The organism is Lentzea sp. NBRC 105346 (assembly GCF_030269605.1).
GTDB lineage: Bacteria > Actinomycetota > Actinomycetes > Mycobacteriales > Pseudonocardiaceae > Lentzea.
On record NZ_BSTQ01000012.1, the window covers coordinates 264,560 to 284,131 of the forward strand.

Sequence of the window (19,572 nt, forward strand, 5' to 3'; positions counted from 1 at the left end):
CTGGGCGCCGCCCCCGACGCGGCGCACCAGCCCTTTGTCTTGCACGGCCCATCCCCCGACGAACCGTGCCTTCATCCCTCTGGCGCGTTAGGCCCCGACCCTCATGCCAGAGGAACGTTCGGTGGATGAGTCAACTTTCGCACGACCCCACCCATCCCGCTCAAGTCCTTTCACCCTCAAGGACCGCATGTCGTGGGTTTTAGTTGCATGTTTCACCCGGTCATCCCACTTCCGTGACCGAATCGCAACGTCCGTGACGGAGCGCACCGGTTTCTTAGTGGTACTCCCGTACCAACTCTGGCAAACTGGTACGCATGTCCCACTCCGCCCGTCTCTCCGACTACCGCGCCGCACTGACCACCCCCGGAATGCGCGGCCCCGTCGTCGCGTCGCTGCTCGCCCGCCTGCCCATCGCCATGGTCGGGTTGTCGATGCTGCTCTACGTCGAACGCGCCACCGGTTCGTTCGCGTCGGCCGGTCTCGTGTCGGCGGCCGCGCTGGTCGGTGTCGCGACGGGCGCGATCGTCCAAGGCCGCCTGATCGACCGGTACGGCCCCACCCGGCCGTTGCTCGCGACGGTCGGGCTGTTCTCGGTGTCCGTGGCGGCGTCCGTGCTGGCCGTCGAGGCGGGTGCGCCGGTGCCGGTGCTGGTCGGACTGGCCTTCTTCGTCGGTTCGTTCGAGCCGATGGTCGGTGCCGCGTCGCGTGCCCTATGGGAGCGGATGGTGCCCGTCGGCCCGACGCGGATGGCCGGGTACGCCTACGAGGCGATCAGCATGGAGGTCTTCTTCGTCCTCGGACCGGGTCTGTCCGGACTGCTGATCGCGGCGCCGTGGGCCGGTACCGGCGTGGTCGTCGGCGCGGTCCTGATGATCGTGGGCGCGTCCTGGTTCGCGTTGAACCCGGTCGTGCGCGCTTGGGGTCCCTCGGTTTCTCGCCCTGCCTCACTGCTGGGTGCGTTCGCGTACCCCGGCATGCGCACGGTGGCGCTGGCGGCTCTCGGTTTCGGCGTGACCATCGGGTTCGTCGAGGTCGCCGTGCCCGCGTTCGCCACGGCCGCGGGTGAGGCGTCGCTGGGCGGCCTGCTGCTCTCGCTGTGGTCGGTCAGCTCGGTGATCTTCGGCGTGGTCTACGGCATGCGTCCGTGGCCCCGGCCGATGCACCTGCGGCTGCCGGTCCTGCTGGGCGGGTTCGGCCTGCTGACGCTGCTGCTCGGCGTGCCTTTTTCTCTGGTCGGCCTCTCGCTGGCCCTGCTGGTAGTCGGCACGCTGATCACGCCGCAGTCGACCGCGCACTCGGCGGCGATCGAGCAGGTCACGCCGTCCGGGACGGCCGCGGAGGCGTTCGGCTGGGTGATCACCTCGGTGACCGTGGGTCTCGCGATCGGCCAAGGCATCAGCGGCCAGATCGTCGAGCACTTCGGCACGCGGCCGGCGTTCTTCGCGGCGGGTTTCGCGGGAATGCTGATCGCACTGCTGGTGTGGATCTTCCGCCGCACTGTTCGCGCTGGTGTGCCGGTTGAACTGCCGCGCCGATCGGAGCTCGAGCTCGTCACGGGTTGAGACGGAATGCTTCCCCTCCGTTAAGACTCTCGTTACCTTGCCGGGACATGGCGGCCCAAAATTGTCAGACCCCCTCGCTAACTTGCGAGACATGGATCTGACCGCCACCACAGCCGGCCTGGCCTCGGCAGTTGCCGAGGTGGTCCGGCTGCTGCGGACACACCTGCCTCTCGCCGGCCTGCTGTTGCGGGCCGGCGGGAGCGGGGTCGTCGTGTCCGGCAGTGACCGCGAGACCGGCGTCGTGCTGCACCGCTCCGCAACGGTGCACACCGACGGCGCGGTACTAGTGCCCGCCCGCCTGTTCGCCGCGACTCTGCAGTCCCTGGACGAACCTCAGGTGCGCTTGGTCGTAGAGGGCTCCCGACTGGCCGTCCGAACATCCTGCGCGCGCTTCGCCCTGCCGTTACTGGACTTACCGGCGCACCCAGGCGTTCCCGAGCTGCCGCCGTTATGTGGTCACGTTGATTCCAGGGCTCTGGTTTCCGCTTTGGCGCCGGTCGCCTCGGCCGCGTCGCGCGACGACGCGTTACCGATCTTCACCGGAGTCCGCATCCAGTCGGCAGGCTCGTCACTCCACCTGCTGGCGACGGACCGCTACCGGATGGCGCACGCGGTCCTGCCGTGGGAACCGGGCCCGGCTCCGCTGGACGTCCTGGTCCCCGCCACGGCCTTGGCCTTCCGCCAGCCGTCGGGCCGCGTGGCCCTGCACGCCTCAACCGACCGGATGGGCCTGGCCTGGTCCGGCGACTCGATCACCACCGCACTCTTGGCCGCACCGTTCCCGGACGACCGGGCACGCCGACTCCTGGAGGCAGTCATCGACAGCACCGTCCTCGTGGACGCCGACACCCTCGCGCGCGCGGTCCGCCGCGCCACGCCCTACGCGGGTCCGCACGGCTCGGTCACGCTCCAGGTGGAGGACACGGAGCTGCGGGTGCGTGGATCGGATCCCCAGTCCGGCGAGTCCGAGGAGTCGGTGAAGGCGACCGTCGAGGGCAACCGGATCACCAAGACGTTCCAGGCCAGATACCTGGCGGACGCCCTACGGGCCTTCGCGGGGCGGCGAGTGGAACTGCGGATCCAGGACGGCCTGCGGTCAACGGTGCTGACGTCGCCGCCGGACGACGACGGGGTCGAGCTCACCTACCTGGTGGTCCCAATGCGCTCAATGGCGTCCTGACGCGGCAGGCCGGTCCGCGCTCAGGAGGCAGCCGCCTCCTCGCCAGGCCGGTCCCGACCAGCCTTGTGAACCCACTCAATCCGAGCCGCCCACCACAACCCGGACGGGCCGAAGCCCCATCCGGAATCAGCCGACTCCAAGTTCGACCTACCCCGCGACCCCATGCGATCCGAGGCCCCGCCCACAGCGGCCGAGGGCCCCGCGACCCGAACCCCGAAGCCCCCACCCGATCGGCCAACTCCAAACCCGCCCAACGCCCCACCCACGGCGGGCGGCGACGCCGCACCCGCAAACCACGCGGCCTAGCCAATCCGCCTCAGAACCCACCGCGAACCCGACCGCATCCCGTAGCTCAGCCGTGCGTCCGCAGGTACTCCAACTGCGCCCGCACCGACCACTCCGCGGCCGGCCACAACACGCGATCCACATCCGCATAAACGATCTCGACGACCTGCCGCGGCGTAGGCGAGCCGCCGAGCGAGTCAACAGCCGCCCGCACCTGCTCCAACCGTTGTTCCCGATGCGCGAGGTATGCCCGCGCGGCATCCCCGGCATCGGCCAGTTCGGGACCGTGCCCAGGCAGCACAGCCGTCCCAGAAGGGAGGTCCGCCAGCAGACGCAACGAGTCGAAGTAGTCCGCCAGCTTGCCGTCCGGATGTGCGACGACGGTCGTTCCGCGACCGAGCACGGTGTCCCCGGTGAGCACGGCCTCCGACTCGACAACAAAACACAGCGAGTCAGCCGTGTGCCCAGGCGTGCCCAGCACGCGGATCTCCAGGCCGGCGCGAGCGATCACGTCGCCGTGCGCCAGGCCTTCGGATCCGAGACGCAGCGCGGGGTCCAGGGCCCGCACGGGAGCACCCACGAGCGAAGCGAAGCGGCGGGCGCCCTCGGCATGGTCGGGATGGCCGTGCGTCAGCAGCACCTCGGCCACCGGTCCGCAGGCGGCCACTCGGCGCAGGTGGGTCTCGTCGTCCGGACCGGGGTCGACGACGACGCACGTGTCCGAGTCCGGTGCGCGCAGGACCCAGGTGTTGGTGCCGTCCAGGGTCATCACACCAGGGTTGTCCGCCAGCAGGACGGACGCGTGCGGCGTGACCGGGCGCAACTGGCCGTAGAGCGGATGTTCGGCGCGGGCGCCGATGAGTGGGCTGCCGCTCACTGGAGCACCACTCGGACGACGTCGCCGTCGCGGACGAGCTTGGGGATGATCTTGTCGATCGAGCGTTCCTCGGCCATCACGGCGGAAACGGACCCGAGTGCGCCCACCTCGTCGAGGGTGCGCATGGTCGGCGGCATCAGCATGTGGCGGCCTTCCCGAGCGTCGGCGATGGCGTCCGACGGGCGTTGCCACGCGCTGTGCGAGGCCTCGGTGGTCTCGCCGTCGGCCAGCTGGCCCTCGGGGAGCGCCGCGACGAAGAACCGGGTGTCGTAGCGGCGCGGCTCGCCCACGGGCGTGACCCAGTTGGCCCACGGGCGCAGCAGGTCGGCGCGCAGCACCAGGTTCGCATCCGCGAGGAACTGGGCGAGCGACAGCTCACGGTCGACCAGCGCCTTGCGGGCGGCGGCGAACGGCCTGGTGTCCGCGACGACGCTGGTGGCGTCGGGGCCGGCCAGCAGGACGCCGGACTCCTCGAACGTCTCGCGCACGGCCGCGCACACGAACGCGCGGGCCGTCGCCTCGTCGACCCCGAAGACCTGGCCCCACCAGGCCGGATCGGGTCCGGCCCAGGCGACCGAGGCGTCGGCGTCGCGGCGATCGACGCCGCCGCCGGGGAAGACGGTCATGCCGCCCGCGAACGCCATGCCGGTCACCCGGCGCAGCAGGAACGCCTCCAGGCCCTCCGCGCCGTCCCGCAGCAGCACGACGGTCACCGCGTCGCGCACCGGAACGGGTTCGGCCGGCTGCTCAGCGGGTACCAGGTTCCCCGGCAAGGTCATGTCTTCGGGCATCCTCCGAGACTACGACCGAGTACACGCGAGGATGGAACGATGGTCACGAACGTCTCGGGATGCCTCGTCAAACTCCTGCTGGTCCTGTTCGGAGTCGTCGTGGGCACGGCACTCACGGCGGTGACGGCCGTGCTGCTGTTCCTGCCCAGCCGCTCGACGGTGAGCAGCACGCCGCCGTCCAGCGACGGGCCCGGCATCTACGTGAAGAAGGTCGAGCGGACGGTCGGCAACACGGAGTTCGAGCTGTGGCTCGGCCCGACCGAGGACCGCGGACACGTCGTGCACATCCCCGCCGGCTGGGACACCGCACCTGAGCACGAGTTCACGCCGGACGGCGTGCGACTCAAGTTCCGCGGCGGCGGGGAGATCTTCGTGCCCAAAGGGAGCTACTCCTGAGGCAGGATGACCCCCGTGGACGAACAGCTGCGCGTAGGACTCGTCGGGGCCGGACCGTGGGCGCGGGCGGTGCACGCGCCCGGCATCGCGAATCACCCCGGCACCAGACTGACCGCCGTGTGGGCGCGCCGGCCTGAGGCCGCGGCCGAGGTCGCCGGTGCGCACGGCGCCGAGGTCGTCGAGGACTACGCCGCAATGCTGTCCAATGTGGACGCAGTTGCATTCTGCGTTCCCCCTGCCGTACAAGGGGAAATGGCGTTGCAGGCCGTACAGGCCGGCAAGCACGTCGTGCTGGAGAAGCCGATCGCGGCGACCGTCGCGGACGCCGAACGCCTCGCCGCCGCGGTCGACGAGGCGGGCGTCGCGTCGCTCGTCATGCTGACGCGCCGATACGCGCCGGAGACGAAGGAGCTGCTCGCCCAGCTGCACCGCACGGGCGGCTGGACGGGCGCGGATGCGCGGTGGCTCGCCGGTGCGCTGCTCGACGGCCCGTACTCGACCTCCCAGTGGCGGCACGACCGCGGCGCGATCGACGACATCGGCCCGCACGCGTTCGACCTGCTCGACGCCGCGCTCGGCCGGATCACCGACGTGATCGCCGCGAACCGCAACGCGACCGGCCTGTGGCAGGTGATCCTGCAGCACGAGGGCGGCGCCACGAGCACGGTCTCGCTGTCGCTGAACCTGCCGCTGCAGCCGCCGTTCGCGGAGTTCACCGTGTACGGCGAACACGGGCACCGCACACTGTCCAATCGGGACACATCCGCGCTCGACTGCTTCGTCAACCTGCTCGACGACTTCGTCGCGATGGTGCACAGCGGCACGACGTCCCACGAGTGCGACGTGCACCGCGGGCTGCACCTGCAGCGGATCATCGACGCGGCGAGGAACAAGGCCGGCGCGTGATCCCGTTCGAGATCGACCCGGAGACCCTCAGAGACTCCCCGGTCTCGCCCCACGAGGCGTGGGCGCAGATCGGTGTCGCCGCCCGGATGCTGCGCGAGGTCGCGCTGTCCGAATGGGCGCTGCGAAGAGCCATGGAGCTCAACCCGACCGTCGCGACGCGACTCGAGCTCGCCCGCACCCTGCAGTGGCAGGAGCGCTACGTCGAGGCACATGCGGAGTTCGCGCGGTGTCTGGAGAGCGGCGAGCTGACCGCGTTGGTGCACCAGCACTGGGGCCGGTGCTACTACGACCAGGGCAACTGGTCACGCGCACTCGAGCACTTCACCGAGGCCGCCGACCCGGCTCTGGCCGTCGAGATCGACGCCGCCGACGCGTGCCTCACCGCTGCGCTAGTCGCCATCGAACTGCACCGCCTCGTCCCGGCCGTGCACCGCAGTTCGGCCCGTCCGTCGATCCGGCCGCCGCACCTGTGGGTGCTCGCCGACGTCGCCAGCCTCCTGCCCGCGCCCGTGGACGTCGTGTTCGACGTCCACCGCTACCACGCCGAGCAACGCGACCTGAGCCTGCTGGAACTCGCACGTGAAGGCTGGATCAAGGTCACCGACAAGATCACGCCGACGGAGTTCGCCGAGCCGTTCATCGTCGAGATCAACCGCAATCACGCCAAGGCGGCCGCGGCGCTCTGGCCGGACCCGCCCGAGCTGAAGATCGAGGTGGATCACCCGTTCGCCGCGGCGGCCACGGGCGACCACCCCGCGGCGCGTCTGTGGGACCAGCTCCGCGCCCTGCGCTACCACCGCGCCGACGCGCACGCCGCGGCTTGGCAGGCGGAGGGCCTGACGGTGGACGGAGTGCGCGCGTTGAAGGACGACGACCCGATCCGGGCGCGCATCGAGGCGGCGACGGACCGGATGGCTTCGCGCCCCTATCGCGCGCTCAGCCGGGCCGACCGGGCCGCCCTGCTCGCCACGCTGCGCGCGCTACCTGGCGAATCGGGGCAGTGAACGGCCCGTTGACGCCGCAGCCCGCCCAAAACTGTCGGTGCCGCATGGCAGAGTTATAAACGGGGGTCCCCCAAGGCCGGGGTACCTCGGCGCAAGCGCGCACAGCACGGCAGGTCGACCGGCCGCCCTGCTCACCACACGGCGGGCACTGCCTGCGAATCGAGGCCGTGAACGGCCCGTTGACGCCTCAGCGCGCCCGAAACTGTCGGTGCCGCATGGCAGAGTTGAAAACGGGGGTCCCCCAGGCCGGGGGACCTCGGCGCAAGCGCGGAGCCGAAGCCCCCAGCCCCCAGCCCGAAGCCCGAAGCCCGAAGCCCGAAGCCCGAAGCCCAAAGCCCAAAGCCCCAGGGCAGCAGAAAGCCCGTCCACGCAAAGCGTGAACGGGCTGTCCGAAAGCCTCAGCCGGCCGGCGGGAACGGCGGGTGGCCGTTGTTGGCCGCCCCGAACGCGCTCTGCCGCGAACTGGACCGGTCGATCTGCCAGCGTCCGGTGTCGGTGGCCTTGGTCCCGGACTGCTCGCGCTGCGCGAGCTCCTCGTGCAGCTGCTGCAACAGGGCCCGTTCACGCTCGCTGAGGTTGGCGTCGACGGACGACGGTTCGCCCGCCCCCTCGGCCAACGCGGCCTGCAGAGCGGCGAGCTCGTCCGGCTTGAGCTCCGTGGTCACCTCGGCCCGCGCGATCGGAGCCGCGGGACGCTCTTCTGCCGGAGCCGGAGCCGGAGCGGGAGCAGGAGACGCCGCCTCCTCCTCCGCGGGAACGGCGATGCGCTTCACCGGCTTCGGCGGGAAGGGCTGGGCGCCCTCGAGACTTTCACGGGCCGCCGCGCGGGAACGTCGTGAGCCGGGGTTCTCCGCTGCCTCCGGCGCCGGTGTCGGCTCGGCCACCGGCGCCGGAGCGGGAAGCTCGTCCGAGTTGTCGAACCAGGTCGTCTGCGGAGTCTCGACGGGTTGCCTGGCAACCGGAGCATCGGCACGCGGGGCGGCGACCGAGAGGGCGCGGGCCGACGTCATGGCGGCGGCGTGGTAGTCGCTGAGCTGCGTGCCGACGGTGACGACCTCGACGGCGGCGCGGACGCCGGCGCCGCGCAGGACGCTGTCGATGCGGTAGGCCGTTGCCGGGGCGAAGCCCTTGGGGCCGATGTCGACCAGTACGACTCGCTGCGGCAGCGGGCCGGGGGTCGAGCCGGCGGGCGACGAGCGCCAGACGCAGCGCACGCCGCGGACGTCCGGGAGCACCGAGACGGCACGGGACAGGGCGTCGCCGACTCCCTCGAAGGGGTCGGCTTCCGCGGTGAAGCGGTGACGGACGCGCGGCAGCACCTCGACCACGGGCAGGCGGTCCGCCAGCGCCGGGTTCGAGCGGACCTCGCCGAGCAGCCACACCAGCGCGGCGCGCTCGTCCGGCAGTACGGGGATGCTGCCCGCGAGCAGGGTGCCCACCAGCAGCTCGACCGCCCGGTCGAGCTCCCCCACGGCCAGGAACTCACGCGCCTGCGACAGCGCGTCGTCGTCGACGCGACCCGCCATCGCCAGCAGGAGATCGTGTAAACGGACCGGCAGACCGACGCCGTCGCTCGTCACGCCAAACTCCTTAACTGAGCACCAAATGCTCCTCGGACTCGGCGCCGGCACAGACCAACTCCGAAGCCGCCAACGCCGCCCTGTGGTAGGGCGGAAGATCCATTCCCGACGACATGACCTCGACGCACGGGTCGTGCTCGCCCAACGCCCGCAGCACCCGCTGCAACTCGCCGGTCAGCCGCGCGTGGCCGGTGGTGGCGGCGACCAGGATGACCCTCCTGGCCGGCCCCTGCCCGACACGCCAGCAGGAGCGGACCTCACCGACTCCGTGCCGGCCTCGCAGCGTCGCACCGAGCACAACGGTCGCGGAATCCCCCATGACCACCCGATCAGGTGATTCCGGCGTAAAGGTGTAGTCGGTGGGGGGCACTTCGTCCAGCCCTTTGACCGAACTGATGGCACCGGGATCCGCCCCGTAGGGCACGAGGGCGTCGTGCAAAAGGGCCAGTTCATGATCCGTCAAAGCGACGCGGTCGTGCAGGAGCGTGCGGGGCAGCGACCGCGCGAGCACCGGATACGCGTCGGACGCCGCCCAGTCTCGGTACCTCCAGAGGAGGTCGTCCGGCAGCCGCCCGGCCAGGCGGAGCAGAAGCTCGTGGCACGTGTCCGACATCTCACACCTCAACGATCAGTTCGATCTCCACCGGCGCCCCGATCGGCAGCTCGGCCACGCCAACGGCCGAACGCGCGTGCTTGCCCGCGTCGCCGAAGACCTCACCCAACAGCTCCGAGGCGCCGTTGACAACGGCCGGCTGCCCGGTGAACCCCTCGGCCGAAGCGACGAATCCGACGACCTTCACGATTCGGACGATGTTGTCGATGCCCACGACCGAGTCGACCGCGGCGAGCGCGTTGAGGATCGACACGCGGGCGAGGTCCTTGGCCTCCTCGGGGCTGACCTCGGCACCGACCTTGCCCGTAGCGACCAGAGAGCCGTCCACGAACGGCAGCTGGCCCGACGTGTAGACGTGCGAACCGGTGCGCACTGCCGGCACGTACGCGGCCAGCGGTGCGGCCACCCCGGGAAGCTTGATCCCCAGCTCGGCGAGACGCTCCGACCAGCTCATGCCTTCGCCCGCTTGAGGTAGGCGACGTGCTGCTCACCGGTCGGGTTGGTCAGCACGGTGACCAGCTCCCAGCCGTCCTCGCCCCACTGGTCGAGGATCTGCTTGGTGGCGTGGATCAAGAGCGGCACGGTGGCGTACTCCCACTTCGTCATGGGCGGGAGCCTAACCTCTGCCCGAATCCGCCGGTTGGCGCTACCTTGATCACATGGACACCTGGCGGATCGTCGCCACCAGTCTGTTCGGTGTGGGCGGGCTGGTGATGGTGCTCGTCGCGATGGCCCAGGTCCGGGACCGCAAGCACTCCACGCACGGCGAGGTGATCCGCGCCGGCCTGATCGGCCTGCTGGTCGTCGCCGTGATCGCCGTGAACATCGCCACGTGGCTGCCCTCGGTCGTCGTGTGGGCGCTGGTCGCCGCGACCGCGATGGTCGTTTTCTTTCTCACCATGATGGATTGACCTTCCCCGACATAGGCTGGCCACGTGATGTCGTGGACGGAGGAGCTGACCCGCGCTCGTCTGCACGTGGTCTCCGGCAAGGGCGGGACGGGCAAGACCACGGTCGCCGCCGCCCTCGCGCTCGCGCTGGCCACGGGCGGCCGCAAGGTCCTCCTGATCGAGGTCGAGGGACGCCAGGGCATCGCGCAGCTGTTCGACCGCCCGCCGCTGCCGTACGCCGAGGAGCGCATCGCGTCCGCGCCCGGCGGCGGTGAGGTGCACGCGCTGGCGATCGACGCCGAGGCGGCGCTGCTGGAGTACCTCGCGATGTTCTACAACCTGGGGTTCGCCGGACGGACGCTGCGCAAGATGGGCGCGGTCGAGTTCGCCACGACGCTCGCGCCGGGCCTGCGCGACGTGCTGCTCACCGGCAAGGTCAAGGAGTGCGTCAACCGCACCGGCCCGCAGGGCCGGCACACCTACGACGCCGTCGTGCTGGACGCGCCGCCGACCGGGCGCGTGGTCAAGTTCCTCGACGTCACGAAGGCCATGGCCGATCTCGCGAAGGTCGGCCCGATCAAGGGGCAGAGCGAGGGCGTGGTGCGGCTGCTGCACTCCGGCGACACCGCGGTGCACCTGGTCGCGCTGCTGGAGGAGATGCCCGTGCGGGAGACGCTCGACGCGGTCGCCGAGCTGGACGCCGCGGACCTGCGGCCGGGTGCCGTGCTGGTGAACCGGGTGCGGCCGCCGCGCCTGCCCGCGCGGTCCGTCGCGGCCGCCGCCAAGGGCAACGTGGACGACGAACGCCTGCGCGCCGGACTGCGGGCCGCCGGGATCGACTTGGACGAGGACACGCTGCACGGCCTCGTCGACGAAACGGTCGAGCACGCGATCCGGGTGCGCATGGAGCAGTCCGCGAAGGAGAAGCTCGCCGAGTCGGACCTGCCGTCGATCGAGCTGCCCGAGCTCACCGACGGCGTCGACGTCGCCGCCCTCTACGAACTGGCCGAGCTGCTCGTCGCGGCGGGTGTGCGATGAACCGGCTCGACATCGACCCGCTGATCGACGACCCGGCGACCCGCGTGCTCGTGTGCTGCGGCTCGGGCGGTGTCGGCAAGACGACGACCGCCGCCGCACTGGCGCTGCGGGCGGCGGAACGGGGCAGGCGGACGGTCGTGCTCACGATCGACCCGGCCAGGCGCCTCGCGCAGTCGCTGGGCCTGCGGGAGCTGGACAACCAGCCGCGTGAGGTGAAGGTCGAGGGTTTCGAACCCAAGGGCGAGCTGTTCGCGATGATGCTGGACATGCGTCGCACGTTCGACGACATGGTGCTCACGCACGCCGGCCGCGACCGGGCCGACCAGATCCTCTCGAATCCCTTCTACCAGACCATTTCCTCGTCGTTCTCCGGCACGCAGGAGTACATGGCGATGGAGAAGCTGGGCCAGCTGGTCGCGCAGGGCGAGTGGGACCTGATCATCGTGGACACCCCGCCGAGCCGCAGCGCGCTGGACTTCCTCGACGCGCCGCAGCGACTGTCGACTGTGCTCGACGGCCGGTTCATCCGGATGCTCTCGGCACCGGCCAGGGCGAGCGGCCGGGGCCTGCTCAAGCTGGTCGGCACCGGGTTCAACCTGTTCACCAAGGCCGTGGCCACCGTGGTCGGCGGTCAGCTGCTGCACGACGCGTCGACGTTCGTGCAGGCGTTCGACAGCATGTTCGGTGGATTCCGCGAACGCGCCCAGCGCACGTACGAGCTGCTGCGCTCACCGGGCACGGGGTTCCTGGTGGTCGCCGCGGCCGAGCCGGACGCGTTGCGGGAGGCCAGCTACTTCGTCGAACGACTGAGCGCCGAGGGCATGCCGCTGTGCGGTCTCGTCGCGAACCGGACGCATCCGGTGCTGGCGGCGCTGCCCGCACCGAAGGCGCTGGCCGCGGCGGACGACCTCGAACGTGCCGGTGACGCCCCGCTCGCGGCGGCCGTGCTGCGGCTGCACGCGGACCGGGCCGCGGTCGCAGATCGGGAGAAGCGACTGCTGGCCCGGTTCACCCGCGCGCATCCTGGTGTCGCACTCGTCGGCGTGCCCGCGCTGCCCGCCGACGTCCACGACATCGACGGTCTGCGGGAGATCGGCAGCCGGCTCGCCGGCGAGTGAGCTGGAATTACCCGACGCGTGTGTCCTCGAGGTGCTCCTGGCGAGCGTTGTCGAGCAACTCGTACCAAGAGTCCACGTCCGGTCGACGACGCAGTAGAGCCCTACGCTCACGCTCCGTCATCCCGCCCCAGACACCGAACTCGATCCGGTTGTCCAGAGCCTCCGCGAGGCATTCCATGCGCACGGGACACCCGAGGCACACAAGCTTCGCTTTGCGCTGCTCAGCGCCGCGAACGAAGAGCTGGTCCGGCTCCTCATCTCGGCACGAAGCGTTGATACGCCAATCCCCCTGATCCATATCCCCCACTCCTCATGTGCTGTCCAATTTCCTGAAATCCGCCACACCCCTGCCGCGGATGCCGTAGCGTCGGACGCCGACGGCCGCATTCATTGGACGTTGACGGACTGTAGAGCCTTCTGGTTCCACGTCCAACCCTGGGTTGCCGAGCCGTTACCTGTCTTGAGTACCGTTACTCATCCTGAGTAACGGGTGTTGCTGATCATCATCACCCGTTCGTGTCACGCGTACGCTGGCCCGCGTGCGAGTCAGGAATGGCGTGCTCAAGATGCTCGGCCTGTGCATGCTGGCCGGGGTGCTCCTGGCGGGCATGTTGTTCCCCGTCGTCGGCGCCATGGGCCTCGTGTCCAACCAGGCCAGCGACACCGTGGACAGCATCTCCGCCGACTTGGTGACGACCGATCCGCCGTTGATCACAACGGTCACGGACAAGGACGGCGCCCCCATCGCCTACCTGTACGACCAGTACAGAGTCCTGACACCGCCGGAGAAGATCTCGCCGACCATGAAGGCGGCGCTGATCTCGGTCGAGGACCGGCGGTTCTACGAGCACCAGGGCGTCGACTGGAAGGGCACCTTCCGCGCCGCGCTGACCAACCAGGTCAGGGGCTCGGTGTCGCAGGGCGCGTCCACGCTCACGCAGCAGTACGTCAAGAACTACCTGGTCCACGTCGTGGCGCGGAACAACAAGGTCGAGCAGCAGAAGGCGCAGGAGCAGACCGTCGCCCGCAAGATGCGCGAGGCGCGGATCTCCCTTCAGCTGGAACGAAAACTTGGCAAGGAAGAGATCCTCGCCCGCTACCTCAACGTGGTGCCTTTTGGTTCAACCATTTATGGCATCGCCGCGGCGTCACAGGCGTACTTCAACACGACGCCGGACAAGTTGACCGTTCCGCAGGCGGCAATGCTCGCGGGAATGGTGAACAGTCCGTCAGCGCTCGACCCCGAAGCGTATCCGGACAAGGCTCTGGAACGACGCAACAAAGTGATCGACAAGATGGTCGAGAACGACAAGCTTTCACGCGATGCCGCCGAGGCCGCGAAGAAGGAAGGCCTCGGCCTGGCGACCCCGGTCCGCACGCCGCCGAACGGTTGTGTCGGCGCGGGACCGGAAAACGGCTTCTTCTGTTCGTATGTCGTGAACTACTTGCAGCGCGCGGGTTTCAGCGAGGAGCAGCTGCGCACCGGCGGCTATGTCATCCAGACCACTTTGGACCGAAACGTCACCGCGGTCGCGAAGCAGGCCGCCGAGGCTCAGGTCAACAAGGGCATCGACGGCATCGCGAACACGATGGCGATCGTCAAGCCGGGCAAGGAACGCCACCAGGTGCTCGCGCTGGTCGCCAACCGCGACTACGGCCTGAAGGGCGACCAGCACCAGACGACGTTCGACCTCCCGAGCGGCGTGGAGAACAAGTTCGGGGCGGGCTCGGTCTACAAGGTCTTCACCGCGGCCGCCGCGCTGGAGAAGGGCATGGGCATCGAGAGCATGATGGCCACGCCCACCTCGTACGTCTCGAAGCGCTTCAAGGGTGGCGGCAAGGGCTGTCCCGGCACCGGCGAACCGGACACCCGCTGGTACTGCCTGCGCAACTTCGACTCGAGCTACCCGCCGCAGATGCCGCTGCAGCAGGCGTTGCAGACGTCGCCCAACACCGGCTTCGTCATCCTCGAGGAACAGCTCGGCATGGACCCGGTGGTCGACATGGCCGGGCGGCTCGGCATGCGCGAGACGATGGCGACGAACATCTCCGGCACACGGCCGGACCCGAAGGCCAAGGACAAGCAGCTGCGGATCTCGCAGACCGAGTTCTACAAGCAGAACGGCGGCAACGCCTCGTTCACGCTGTCGCCGGCGCCGGTCAGCACGCTGGAGCTGGCGAACGTCGTCGCGACGATCATCAGCGGCGGCAAGTGGTGCCCGCCGTCGCCGTTGCAGAAGGTGCTGGACCGCAGCGGCAAGCAGGTGCCGGTGAACGAGTCGCCGTGCGAGCAGGTCGTCGCCGAGGGCCTCGCGAACGGCCTCGCGGTCGGCATGAGCAAGGACGACCAGGGCAACGGCACCGCGGCCAACGCCGCGAAGCAGTTCAAGTGGAACCGCCCGATGATCGCCAAGACGGGCACCACCGAGGAGTACAAGTCCGCCGCGTTCATCGGCGCCACCCCGGACTTCGCGGGCGCGGTGCAGACGTTCAACGACGGCACGAACCCGCGGCCGATCTGCCTCGGTGCCCAACCCCGCCTCTGCGCGAACGGCAACATCTTCGGCGGCACGATCCCGGCGAAGACGTGGTTCGACACCATGACGAAGGTGCACGGCAACATCCCGGCGTCGCCGCTGCCCGGTATCGAGGACCGGTACCGCAAGGGCGGCAAGGAGATGCAGATCCCGGACGTCGTCGGCAAGAACGTCAACGACGCCACGCAGATCCTGGAGCGCGCCGGCTACAAGGTGAGCCAGCAGAACTTCAACTCCGACCAGCCGAAGGGGACGGTCGTCAGCCAGTCGCCGCGCGGCAACGCGTTGCGCGGCACCGTGGTCATGCTGATGGTGAGCACGGGCTACGTACCGCCGCCGGTGCCGAGCGACACGCAGGAGCCCGGTCCGCCCGCGGATCCGGGGCAACCAGGCGATCCGGGCCACCCAGGTGAGCCGCCACCGATCACGATCCCGACCGAGCCCGGCGAACCCAGATGACGATGGGGCCACTCCGACACCGCGGAGTGGCCCCTCGTTCGTTCCTGACGGGGTGGGAAACGTCGACTAGCCCCTGACCATCCGTTTCGCCTAAGGTCGACATGTCCTCGTACTGGGGCGGGGACATACGAACTGGGGGGTTCGTCATGGACGTCATGTCCGTTCACACCTGATCAGAGCGCTGCTCGCAGTCAACGCCGCCACCAAACCGACTTCAGGTCCGGCGCGCCTTTGGCGTGCCCGCACAACGTGGAGAGCACCGTGCTCTGGTCAAGAACGACCAAACGACTGGGGGCCGCGATCGTCGTGTCGCTGCTGCCGGTCACGGCCGCACAGGCGGTCCCTGACAAGTCTCAAAAGGACATCGCACAGCAGGAGGTGAAGAGCTCCGAGCCGAGTCTGGTGCCGCCCGGCAAGCGCGGCGAGGTGCTCGGCAGGGAGTGGCAGAAGTCCGGAGACGTGGCGTGGACCACGTCCGGCGACGCGGACGGGTTCCACATCCTCGCCGCGAAGGCCGCAGAGGGCTACGAGTGGCGGACCGTGGCCACGCTGTCCGAGCGCGGTTTCGACGCGGACCAGTGGATCGGCAACGTGTGTGCCACCGGTTCCGGTAAGCGGCTCGTGGTGGTCTACGCACCGCGGACGTTCACCAACAAGGCCGAGCTGTTCGACCGGGGCGGATTCACCGCGACGGTCGATCTCGAGTCGGGTGCGGTGACGAAGCTGCCGGTGCAGAGCACGCTGGCCTACTACAACCCCGGTTGCGGCACGGGTGAGACCGCGGTCGTGACTCAGGAGGGCGTGGAGACGCTGGGCAAGACCCGGCTGTTCGAGGTCGACGCCGCGAAGAACACCGTCGGCAAGGCGATCGAGGTGCCCGGCCAGCTGACCTCGTCGATCCCCACGAAGAACGGGATCGTGGCCGCGGACTCGGGCGGCGTGGTGACCGTGAACGCGCAGGGTAAGCGCGAGCTGCTGGCGAAGTCCGCGCAGCTGCCGTTCCGGCTGCGCGCGGACGCCGACGGCGGTGTCGTGTTCATGGACCGTGAGGGCGCGGACGGCGTCGTGCGGCGGGTGGACCGCGTCGGCAAGGGCGCGAAGGTCGCCGCGCTGGCTCGTGGTCCGTTGATGGAGATCGGTCTGGCGGCCAGTGCGGCGGGCAAGGTCTTCGTGACCGGTAAGGTCGCCAAGCTGTCGCCGTTGCCCCGGACCGTCAAGCGGCTGGACGTCTCGAACGAGAGCACCATGTCGACGCTGGGCGAGCTCGCGGTGACCTCGGTGTTGCGGGCGAAGAACCCGGACCCGCGCACGCCGGTGCGCGACCCGTTCGCGGCCCGGCCGGTCCGCGTCGAGGCAAGGTCGGCGACGACCGGAAAGCCGGTCGCGTTCACCGTGGACCCGGCCGCGACCGACGCGGGCGACAGCGGGCGCGCGCCGCACCCGAAGCTCGGCACGCCTTCGGGTGAGATGTCGGCGCAGGGTTCACCGGACTCCCCGCTCGACCCGGCGGAGCAGGTGTGCGCGATCGCGCGCAACAACCCGAACATCCAGGTGTACCAACCGACCGCACGTCAGGTCGAGTGGGCCGTGGACTACGCGGTCGACTCGGCGTTGACCATCACGCGTGAGGCGAACTGGAAGAACTCCGGGATGCCGGTGTCGTGGCAGCCGCAGTCGATGTTCCCGCCGATCCCGCTCGAGGGTGGCGGAAAGGTGCCGCCGCAGGTGTTCCTCGGCATCATCGCGCAGGAGTCGAACATGTGGCAGGCGGCCCGGTTCGCACTGCCCGGCGTCACGTCGAACCCGTTGATCGGCAACTTCTACGGCGTCGACCTCTACAACGGCGACCAGAGTGACGACTGGAACATCAACTGGGCCAAGGCCGACTGCGGCTACGGCGTCACCCAGATCACCGACGGCATGCGGCTGGCGGGCAAGGAGAAGCCGGGCGAGACCGCGCTCTCGCCCAACCAGCAGCGAGCGGTCGCGGTCGACTTCGCCACCAACGTCGCGGCGGGCCTGCGGATCCTGCAGGAGAAGTGGAACACCACGCGCCGCCACGGACTGATGATCAACAACGGTGACGTGAACAAGGCCGAGAACTGGTTCTTCGCCATCTGGGCCTACAACTCCGGCTTCAACTACCCGGACGCGTCGCAGTCCAAGCCGTGGGGCGTCGGCTGGGCCAACAACCCGGTCAACCCGAAGTACTCGCCCACGCGCAAGCCGTTCCTGGAGTACGGCTACGGCGACGCGGCGCACCCGCAGGACTGGCCGTACCCGGAGAAGGTGCTCGGCTGGGCCGGCCACCCCATCGAGTCCTGGGAGGAGCCGGGCAAGGTCGTCTCCGGCTTCAACTACCTGACGTGGAACGGCTGGGACGAGAACGCCGATCCGAGCGAGGACCCCGGCGACGGCACGCCCAGCTCGCAGCAGAACCGTCGTGACGTGAAACCGCCGTACTACCTGTTCTGCAGCGTCGACAAGAACAACTGCGACCTCACCAAGAAGTTCACGCCCAACAAGCCCGACGACCCGAACACCCCGGAGGACGAGGGCACGATCGGGGAGGATGCGGGGCCGTGCGGGCACCAGGACGCGAACGGCTACTACGACCTGCGGTGCTGGTGGCACCACACGGCCACGTGGAAGGACAACTGCGACCGCGACTGTGCGGTGTGGACCAACCGGTTCCGCGATCCTGACATCGGCTACCAGCCCGACGGCAGGAGCTATCCGCCCAACTGCAAGCGCGACGGCCTGCCGGGCGACGCGCTGATCGTCGACGACGTACCGACGGGCACAGCGGCGCACTCGACCTCCCAACGTCCCTGTGCGAACAACTGGGCCAACGAGGGGTCGTTCTCGCTCGACTTCGCCAACACCAGCGGCACCTATCCGTCGAAGATCGACTTCCATCAGCTGGGCGCCGGGTTCGGCGGCCACTTCTGGTTCTCCCACACGAACCAGGCCGACGACATCGGCTACAAGCTGAAGGTGACCGGCACGTGGAAGCTGAACCGCGGGCTCAACCAGTGGGCCAGGGTGCTGGTGCACATGCCGGACCACGGTGCGCACACCCAGCAGGCGCGGTACGACATCGACCGCGGCAACGGCGTGTTCGAACGATCCCGCTACCTGTCACAGGGCACCGAGGCCAACAAGTGGGTCTCCCTCGGCGTGTACCAGTTCAACGGCATACCGCGGGTGCGGCTCGGCAACATCACCGCGGACGGCCGGCTGGTCAACGACATCGCCTGGGACGCGATCGCGTTCCAGCCGCTGACCGCCAAGCCGAAGCACATCGTCGCGGTGCTCGGCGACTCCTACACCTCCGGTGAAGGAGCCGGGGACTACTTCAAGGAGTCCGACAACAACCACGGGACGCTCGACTGGAACGCCTGTCGGCGCAGCCGCAACGCGTGGATCCGCCAGACCGTCCTTTCCGGACAACAGGAGAACCTCGGGCAGCTCGCGGACAGGTTCGCACCCGACGCCGAGCTCGGCTTCGTGGCGTGTTCCGGTGCGGACACCAACTTCATCATGGACAAGCCGCAACCCGCGTGGCACACCAACGATGTCAAGGACTACGCGGAGTTGGGCAACGGCCAGTTCCGCGAGATCGGTCAGATCAACTCCGGTGCGCTCGACGAGAACACCACGATGGTCGCGATGACCATGGGTGCGAACAACGACTCGATGTTCACCGACGGGATCACCGCGTGCATCCTGAGCCCGAGCTGCGGTGAGGCCGGCGGCCACGAGGCGTTCCTGGCCAAGTACAAGCAGATCGTGGACCGGAACATGGAGGCGTACCGCACCACCCTGACCGCCGTCTCCGACAAGGCGAAGAACGCGAAGATCGTCCTGCTCGGGTACCCGAGGCTCTTCAACGAGGGCGACAACGTGTGCAACATCCAGGCGATCACCGGACCGGTGGCCGCACCGCTGAACCGGTTGGCGGAGTACATCGCGCAGAAGCAGAAGGAGGTCGTCGACGGACTCGCCGCCGCGAACCGGAAGGTGTACTTCGCGTCGGCGCTCGACCACTTCGACCAGCACCGCATCTGCGACTCGGTGCCCTGGATCAACGGGGTGAAGCTCGGGCCGAACGGCGAGGGGGACTTCCACCGGGGCGACCCCGACGCGAAGTGCATCCCCGTCCCGAGGATGACGCCGGATCCCTGCGTCAGCCGGGAGTCGTTCCACCCCAGCTCCGCGGGCGCCGCGGGCTACTCACTGTTGTTGCAACGCAGGTTGTCCGAGATCGGCTATCAAGGTTCATGACCCGACCGCCGGGCACTCACCACGCTCGTGTGGTGGGTGCCCGGCACCG

At 69.3% G+C, this 19,572-nt stretch carries 17 protein-coding genes; 10 read left to right on the plus strand and 7 right to left on the minus strand.

Translation table 11 applies throughout. From position 1 onward, the window contains the following. Positions 1–314: 314 nt before the first annotated feature. Both QSK35_RS25650 and QSK35_RS25655 read left to right on the plus strand, forming a co-directional pair. Entirely contained in the window at positions 315–1,562 is a 1,248-nt protein-coding gene (locus tag QSK35_RS25650) for an MFS transporter (RefSeq protein WP_285750034.1), read from the plus strand. Positions 1,563–1,653: 91 nt separating this feature from the next. Further along, complete coding sequence (locus QSK35_RS25655; protein ID WP_285750035.1) at positions 1,654–2,742, plus strand: DNA polymerase III subunit beta; 1,089 nt, start codon at positions 1,654–1,656, stop codon at positions 2,740–2,742. A 352-nt stretch (positions 2,743–3,094) separates the two neighbouring features. Here the strand turns inward: QSK35_RS25655 and QSK35_RS25660 are convergent, their stop codons facing one another. Further along, a complete protein-coding gene (locus QSK35_RS25660) occupies positions 3,095–3,904 on the minus strand; it encodes an MBL fold metallo-hydrolase (protein WP_285750036.1) in 810 nt (269 codons plus the stop codon). Continuing rightward, positions 3,901–4,683: an NUDIX hydrolase gene (locus QSK35_RS25665; protein ID WP_285750037.1), complete on the minus strand. Its 783-nt coding sequence runs from the start codon at positions 4,681–4,683 to the stop codon at positions 3,901–3,903. Before QSK35_RS25665 ends, QSK35_RS25660 begins: the two co-directional genes overlap by 4 nt. Before the next feature lie 51 nt (positions 4,684–4,734). Here QSK35_RS25665 and QSK35_RS25670 point away from each other — a divergent pair, with 51 nt between their 5' ends. Genes QSK35_RS25670 through QSK35_RS25680 form a run of 3 tightly spaced genes read left to right on the plus strand, consistent with a single transcriptional unit; the run spans position 4,735 to position 7,001 of the window. Beyond that, positions 4,735–5,091 carry a hypothetical protein gene (locus QSK35_RS25670; protein ID WP_285750038.1) on the plus strand — a complete coding sequence of 119 codons (357 nt, stop codon included), beginning with the start codon at positions 4,735–4,737 and terminating at the stop codon, positions 5,089–5,091. 6 nt (positions 5,092–5,097) lie between these two features. Further along, positions 5,098–5,997 (plus strand): Gfo/Idh/MocA family protein, encoded by a 900-nt coding sequence (locus tag QSK35_RS25675; protein ID WP_285750040.1) that lies wholly within the window; start codon positions 5,098–5,100, stop codon positions 5,995–5,997. Further along, positions 5,994–7,001 carry a tetratricopeptide repeat protein gene (locus QSK35_RS25680; protein ID WP_285750041.1) on the plus strand — a complete coding sequence of 336 codons (1,008 nt, stop codon included), beginning with the start codon at positions 5,994–5,996 and terminating at the stop codon, positions 6,999–7,001. Before QSK35_RS25675 ends, QSK35_RS25680 begins: the two co-directional genes overlap by 4 nt. A 398-nt stretch (positions 7,002–7,399) precedes the next feature. On the opposite strand, the gene QSK35_RS25685 is transcribed toward QSK35_RS25680, so the two are convergent. From QSK35_RS25685 to sp36, 4 genes are read right to left on the minus strand one after another with little or no spacing between them, the layout of a single operon-like run. Next, positions 7,400–8,581, minus strand: coding sequence for a hypothetical protein (locus tag QSK35_RS25685; protein WP_285750042.1), 1,182 nt, complete (start codon positions 8,579–8,581; stop codon positions 7,400–7,402). 10 nt (positions 8,582–8,591) lie between these two features. After that, positions 8,592–9,194 (minus strand): hypothetical protein, encoded by a 603-nt coding sequence (locus tag QSK35_RS25690; protein WP_285750043.1) that lies wholly within the window; start codon positions 9,192–9,194, stop codon positions 8,592–8,594. A 1-nt stretch (position 9,195) separates the two neighbouring features. After that, positions 9,196–9,648 carry a RidA family protein gene (locus tag QSK35_RS25695; RefSeq protein ID WP_285750044.1) on the minus strand — a complete coding sequence of 151 codons (453 nt, stop codon included), beginning with the start codon at positions 9,646–9,648 and terminating at the stop codon, positions 9,196–9,198. After that, a complete protein-coding gene (sp36, locus tag QSK35_RS25700) occupies positions 9,645–9,800 on the minus strand; it encodes a Sp36 family protein (protein ID WP_156213051.1) in 156 nt (51 codons plus the stop codon). Before sp36 ends, QSK35_RS25695 begins: the two co-directional genes overlap by 4 nt. Positions 9,801–9,853: 53 nt before the next feature. Here sp36 and QSK35_RS25705 point away from each other — a divergent pair, with 53 nt between their 5' ends. Genes QSK35_RS25705 through bagB form a run of 3 tightly spaced genes read left to right on the plus strand, consistent with a single transcriptional unit; the run spans position 9,854 to position 12,240 of the window. Continuing rightward, on the plus strand, positions 9,854–10,105 hold the full coding sequence (locus QSK35_RS25705; protein WP_285750045.1) for a hypothetical protein: 252 nt from the start codon (positions 9,854–9,856) through the stop codon (positions 10,103–10,105). A gap of 27 nt (positions 10,106–10,132) precedes the next feature. Next, complete coding sequence (gene bagA / locus QSK35_RS25710) at positions 10,133–11,122, plus strand: ATPase BagA (protein WP_285750076.1); 990 nt, start codon at positions 10,133–10,135, stop codon at positions 11,120–11,122. Next, a complete protein-coding gene (gene bagB / locus QSK35_RS25715) occupies positions 11,119–12,240 on the plus strand; it encodes an ATPase BagB (protein ID WP_285750046.1) in 1,122 nt (373 codons plus the stop codon). The genes bagA and bagB overlap by 4 nt, the downstream gene beginning before the upstream one ends. 7 nt (positions 12,241–12,247) lie before the next feature. On the opposite strand, the gene QSK35_RS25720 is transcribed toward bagB, so the two are convergent. After that, positions 12,248–12,538: a WhiB family transcriptional regulator gene (locus QSK35_RS25720; RefSeq protein WP_285750047.1), complete on the minus strand. Its 291-nt coding sequence runs from the start codon at positions 12,536–12,538 to the stop codon at positions 12,248–12,250. Positions 12,539–12,779: 241 nt separating this feature from the next. On the opposite strand from QSK35_RS25720, the gene QSK35_RS25725 reads away from it, so the two are divergent. After that, the gene (locus tag QSK35_RS25725) at positions 12,780–15,236 is read left to right on the plus strand and encodes a penicillin-binding protein (protein WP_285750048.1); all 2,457 of its coding nucleotides are present in this window, start codon (positions 12,780–12,782) and stop codon (positions 15,234–15,236) included. Positions 15,237–15,497: 261 nt separating this feature from the next. Further along, entirely contained in the window at positions 15,498–19,523 is a 4,026-nt protein-coding gene (locus QSK35_RS25730; protein WP_285750049.1) for an SGNH/GDSL hydrolase family protein, read from the plus strand. Positions 19,524–19,572: the final 49 nt, after the last annotated feature.

Bases quoted from the DNA above. Each gene is read 5' to 3' on its own strand.
- QSK35_RS25650 (WP_285750034.1), top strand. From the start codon at position 315: ATGTCCCACTCCGCCCGTCTCTCCGACTACCGCGCCGCACTGACCACC.
- QSK35_RS25655 (WP_285750035.1), top strand. From the start codon at position 1,654: ATGGATCTGACCGCCACCACAGCCGGCCTGGCCTCGGCAGTTGCCGAG.
- QSK35_RS25665 (WP_285750037.1), bottom strand. From the start codon at position 4,683: ATGACCTTGCCGGGGAACCTGGTACCCGCTGAGCAGCCGGCCGAACCC.
- QSK35_RS25670 (WP_285750038.1), top strand. From the start codon at position 4,735: ATGGTCACGAACGTCTCGGGATGCCTCGTCAAACTCCTGCTGGTCCTG.
- QSK35_RS25675 (WP_285750040.1), top strand. From the start codon at position 5,098: ATGACCCCCGTGGACGAACAGCTGCGCGTAGGACTCGTCGGGGCCGGA.
- QSK35_RS25690 (WP_285750043.1), bottom strand. From the start codon at position 9,194: ATGTCGGACACGTGCCACGAGCTTCTGCTCCGCCTGGCCGGGCGGCTG.
- QSK35_RS25695 (WP_285750044.1), bottom strand. From the start codon at position 9,648: ATGAGCTGGTCGGAGCGTCTCGCCGAGCTGGGGATCAAGCTTCCCGGG.
- sp36 (WP_156213051.1), bottom strand. From the start codon at position 9,800: ATGACGAAGTGGGAGTACGCCACCGTGCCGCTCTTGATCCACGCCACC.
- QSK35_RS25705 (WP_285750045.1), top strand. From the start codon at position 9,854: ATGGACACCTGGCGGATCGTCGCCACCAGTCTGTTCGGTGTGGGCGGG.
- bagA (WP_285750076.1), top strand. From the start codon at position 10,133: ATGTCGTGGACGGAGGAGCTGACCCGCGCTCGTCTGCACGTGGTCTCC.
- bagB (WP_285750046.1), top strand. From the start codon at position 11,119: ATGAACCGGCTCGACATCGACCCGCTGATCGACGACCCGGCGACCCGC.
- QSK35_RS25720 (WP_285750047.1), bottom strand. From the start codon at position 12,538: ATGGATCAGGGGGATTGGCGTATCAACGCTTCGTGCCGAGATGAGGAG.